Raw genomic sequence first — 4,057 nt, 5'->3', positions numbered from 1 at the left:
TGATTCGAGCCTGGATCGATTCCTGGCTCAACCCAAATGGGAAATATCGGGTTAAGTCTGTTTTGACGGAATAACGCTTATTCAAGTCATACGAGGAACGAATCATGAACCAGCTTGAACGACAGCAAAAACGTTTATCATTTGCGATGAAATTAGCAATATTTCATTTTCTACTAAATCCCGTTTTGCTCTTTGTCGGGATTGGTGCTTTGGGAGCAGGGCACGGTAGCAGTCAACTCTGGTATTTCGCGTTGGGTTCCTGCTTTCTCTTCAACCTGACTCTGTTGAATACGGTGGTAGCGAGTTTTTTGCTACGAAAATTCAACAAAAAGATGACAGCTCTATTTTATGTTCTACTCACTCTGTTCTTAGCTTATGCAGGATTATCGATTTGGGTTGCCTTAAATCCAGGTCGAATTTGAAGTAGCATCTCAGATTTTAGCGGCTTCGGTTATCACCTGTTTCGGGTATGCGGTAGTTGATCTATTTCATCTGAAAACTTTACTCCGTAACGTGCCCCGTTTTAGATTCAATCATCAATTCTTGCCGTTCAACTGTCTTACAGTCTAATTGACTTGTATTACATTTATTGATTTAAGCAAGTGCAATTGTTTTGGTTATTTTAGGCTTTTGAAAATCGGCTACGATACACTTTCATAACGCTCGATCGTCAATTTTGAATCCAAGGCCTGTAATCGTGGTAGCGCCTGTTCAAATTGAATTGCCGCTTGTTCTTTCTCTCCCAACTCGGTCAATGCAATCGCCGCGTAAGCGCGACCGACATCCGAATATAAACGGGCTACTGATTGAGACTTGAGTAAGGGCTGAAGTCGGTTTTGTCCTTCGATAAATAAGTGAAAGGCCAGTCGTGGTTCGCCTCGATTCAATTCGAGAAGCCCTTTAATGAATGGAAGAATCATTTCCAGCATATCACTTATCGGCTGTTCTTCTGCTTCCTGAATCAATCTCTGAGCCAGTTGCGGGTCTTTGTTTTGTTTGAGAAGCGTATTTGCATATCCCAGTAAAACCGTACTGTTTTCGGGCGCGTCCTCGTGTGCTTTCGAACGGCAATCCAGAGCTTGCTCCTGTTCATGGGCAAGTTCATAAATTTCAGCTAATCGGGTGAAATACATCCACGGAGGAATTTCCGAAGCATTGGCATACGGCTCCATAATTTCCAGGCCTTCATCGAGCCTGCCCAGCGCGGCGAGAGCAGACGCCTTGCGACCACTCAGTTCAATTGCGGGAATGTATGAGCGGAGTTTGGGAATTAATGCCAACACTTCATTCCATCTGCCCCAGGTAAAATCTTCCAGCAATTGAAAGTATTTTCGCGTTTTTGAAAACCACGTTGCTTTCACTGCAATTCCAACGGGTATTAATAACAGCAGCAGACTGGTAAAACAAAATGCGACAACATACCTGTCTGATTCCCTGAGGAAATAAAAGAGCAGTATCGCAGCAAAGAAATAATACCAGCGTGCCGTCCAATACAATTTTTTGAGCAAGAATTTAAAAAATCCCACATCGGTTAACGAGCGAATCTCAACATACTCCGATGCTGGTAATTGGTTTTCGACAGGCACTTTTTGGGGCATCATCTCTGAGAGCGCTGCGGAAAAATCATCGGTGTGTAAAATGATATTGCTATAATCAGTTGACTCTAACTCCAGAATCGCCGCCTGCGAAGAGGCTGCTTCCAGCTTGCTGGTAGTACGCTTACCTGCTTGATCTGTTGCGGTGTAATAAAATTCGGGCATCGTATTAATTCGTCAATTGTAGGTTAAACTGGTTTTTTTGAAGTCATTCATTATCGATTTATAGTACTATCTTGCTACATTCCTTAAATGATAAACTCTAATTAAAAATAGTATTTTATTTGATGAGACCACAATTGCGATTAAAAGATCTCAACGAACCACATCTGCCGATCAAAGATGCTGCCCAATTGCTCGGAGTCTCCACGGCTTCGATTCGAAACTGGATTAAAACCGGATATCTCACGCAAACAGACACGGGCTTCATTTCGAAAGAATCGTTTGAGAGCTTTAAAAACGAGGTGGCCGGGCAGGAAAAACTGACGGCTCGCGCGAACAAATCCTTAAAAGACACGCACGATCATCGGGAACTGCAGACGCGATTTCACGAACTGGTACAAGACAGCGAACACAACGCCGCAGAGCTCGGCGGTTTGTACGAAGCCGCTTTATCAAACGCATACCGAAATAAAGAAGGCATCTACTACACACATCCAGCAATTGCAGAGCGTTTCTTTCAGTACTTACCACGGGCCCACGCTGGGGATCGCTCCGATCTCACTTTTTGTGACCCCTGTTGCGGTTCAGGTAATTTCCTCTTAGCGGCCATCGAACAGGGAATCGATCCCGCACATATTTATGGTTTCGATACAGACCCGATAGCCGTCGCCATGGCCCGAAAAAGAATCTTCGAAAAAACAGGTTACGACTCCCCGAACATTCACTTCGCTGATTTTCTGGAACAGAGCCTGCAACCAGAGCAGTCTAGTTTTGATGTCATCTTCACCAACCCTCCCTGGGGCAAAAAAATCAGTAAAGCGGAAAAACAGAAATACGCGTCACACTTTGGTGCGGGAAAATGCAGCGATACCAGCGCGCTTTTCTTTTTCGCCTGTCTGCCTCGATTAAATCAAAGTGGATCTCTAGGGTTCCTGCTGCCAGACGCCTTCTTCAACGTTGCCTCCTTCGAAGACGCACGTCAGGCCGCGCTAACACGGGATATCAAAGCCTTCATGGATTTTGGAAAATCATTTCAAGGCCTGCTGACGAAAGCCAAAGGCATCGTGCTTCAGAATCAAGAGCCCGGCGAAAACACAAATATTGTGTGTGAAGGCCTGGATCAACGTCGTTTGCGAACACAGGATTCGTTTCGGCAGAACCCCAAATCGATCTTCAATTTTACCTGTTCTCAAGAGGCGGCAGCCGTCATCGAACATCTCTATGAGCGGGAACATCTGACGCTGGTGGATCGCGCGACATATGGTCTCGGCATCGTCACCGGAAACAACAAGAAGTTTTGCAGAGCGAGTTCCCAGGCTGGTTACATGCCCGTCTATAAAGGTTCTGACATTCATGAAGAGAAACTGAACGAACCCTCTGCGTTTATCCCCGACGACCTCTCACTGTATCAGCAGGTGGCTCCAGTGGAGCTGTTTCAGGCGAATGAAAAACTGATTTACCGATTCATATCGTCAGATCTGGTATTTTATCACGACACAGAGCAAACGTTTTTTTTAAACAGCGTCAACATGCTCGTGTTGCACGATGATTTCCAGATCAGCGCGAAACAGCTTTCCCAAATCTTAAACAGTAACGTAATGAACTGGCTCTTTCGGAGCCTTTTCGAAACACACAAAGTGCTGCGTTCGGATATTGAAGCACTACCGATCCACACCCAGTATTTCGAGAAGCACACCGAGTTCGACGAGGAAGCATTTTTAAATTATCTGGGACTGGAACAAACGGCCGATGGATCTTACAAGTTGAAAGTTTAAGAGGGGGGCCTGTCTGGCTGGCTTGCTTTCGCTGGTGAAATCTTCTGATGCAACAATTGCACGTCTTTTTTCAGCTTTCGAATTCTCAAGTTATTTTCACGCACATTGAAAAGCAGGTAAAATAATAAAAAGAGAATGAAGACATCATAGAACGTCATTGAAATTCTCTGCTGGTTAAGGCCAGTTGATGATTTGTAAGGGAGCTGACTTATCTAAACGTGAAATCTGAGGGGTGGTTCAAAAATTCTCTAAAAAATGTGAGTACCGTCCTAAATAAGTACTCTGAGTCAAAATTCCGCACAGCGATTCCATGGGATTTTGATATCAATGCTTTCAATCTCTGCCACACAAATTGTGATATCGCGAGGGTAGCTCAGCGAATTCAAGCTTCAGAAATTCTTGTAATGATGCGCTGGTCTGTTCCTTTTCGCCGTACATATCATAATGCATGACACAAAACCGTTCATCGCCCTCTAGTTGCAGGCAATAAAAACCATCCGAGAGATTGTTGATTATATCGTCGGC

General features: G+C 44.6%; 4 protein-coding genes. 2 read left to right on the top strand and 2 right to left on the bottom strand.

What is annotated here, in order from left to right:
* Positions 1-104: 104 nt before the first annotated feature.
* Entirely contained in the window at positions 105-422 is a 318-nt protein-coding gene (locus Q0668_RS01965; RefSeq protein WP_298859403.1) for a hypothetical protein, read from the top strand.
* Positions 423-641: 219 nt separating this feature from the next.
* On the opposite strand, the gene Q0668_RS01960 is transcribed toward Q0668_RS01965, so the two are convergent.
* Positions 642-1,760 carry a hypothetical protein gene (locus Q0668_RS01960; RefSeq protein WP_298859402.1) on the bottom strand — a complete coding sequence of 373 codons (1,119 nt, stop codon included), beginning with the start codon at positions 1,758-1,760 and terminating at the stop codon, positions 642-644.
* 122 nt (positions 1,761-1,882) lie between these two features.
* On the opposite strand from Q0668_RS01960, the gene Q0668_RS01955 reads away from it, so the two are divergent.
* Positions 1,883-3,532 carry a TaqI-like C-terminal specificity domain-containing protein gene (locus Q0668_RS01955; RefSeq protein ID WP_298859401.1) on the top strand — a complete coding sequence of 550 codons (1,650 nt, stop codon included), beginning with the start codon at positions 1,883-1,885 and terminating at the stop codon, positions 3,530-3,532.
* Positions 3,533-3,865: 333 nt separating this feature from the next.
* Here the strand turns inward: Q0668_RS01955 and Q0668_RS01950 are convergent.
* Positions 3,866-4,057: hypothetical protein (locus Q0668_RS01950; protein WP_298859400.1), on the bottom strand; the 192-nt coding region annotated here is incomplete at its 5' end.

It is taken from the genome of uncultured Gimesia sp., from assembly GCF_937910335.1.
Classification (GTDB): Bacteria; Planctomycetota; Planctomycetia; order Planctomycetales; family Planctomycetaceae; genus Gimesia.
The sequence above is the reverse complement of the archived record's forward strand: the minus strand, read 5'-3'. Positions and strand labels throughout refer to the sequence as shown.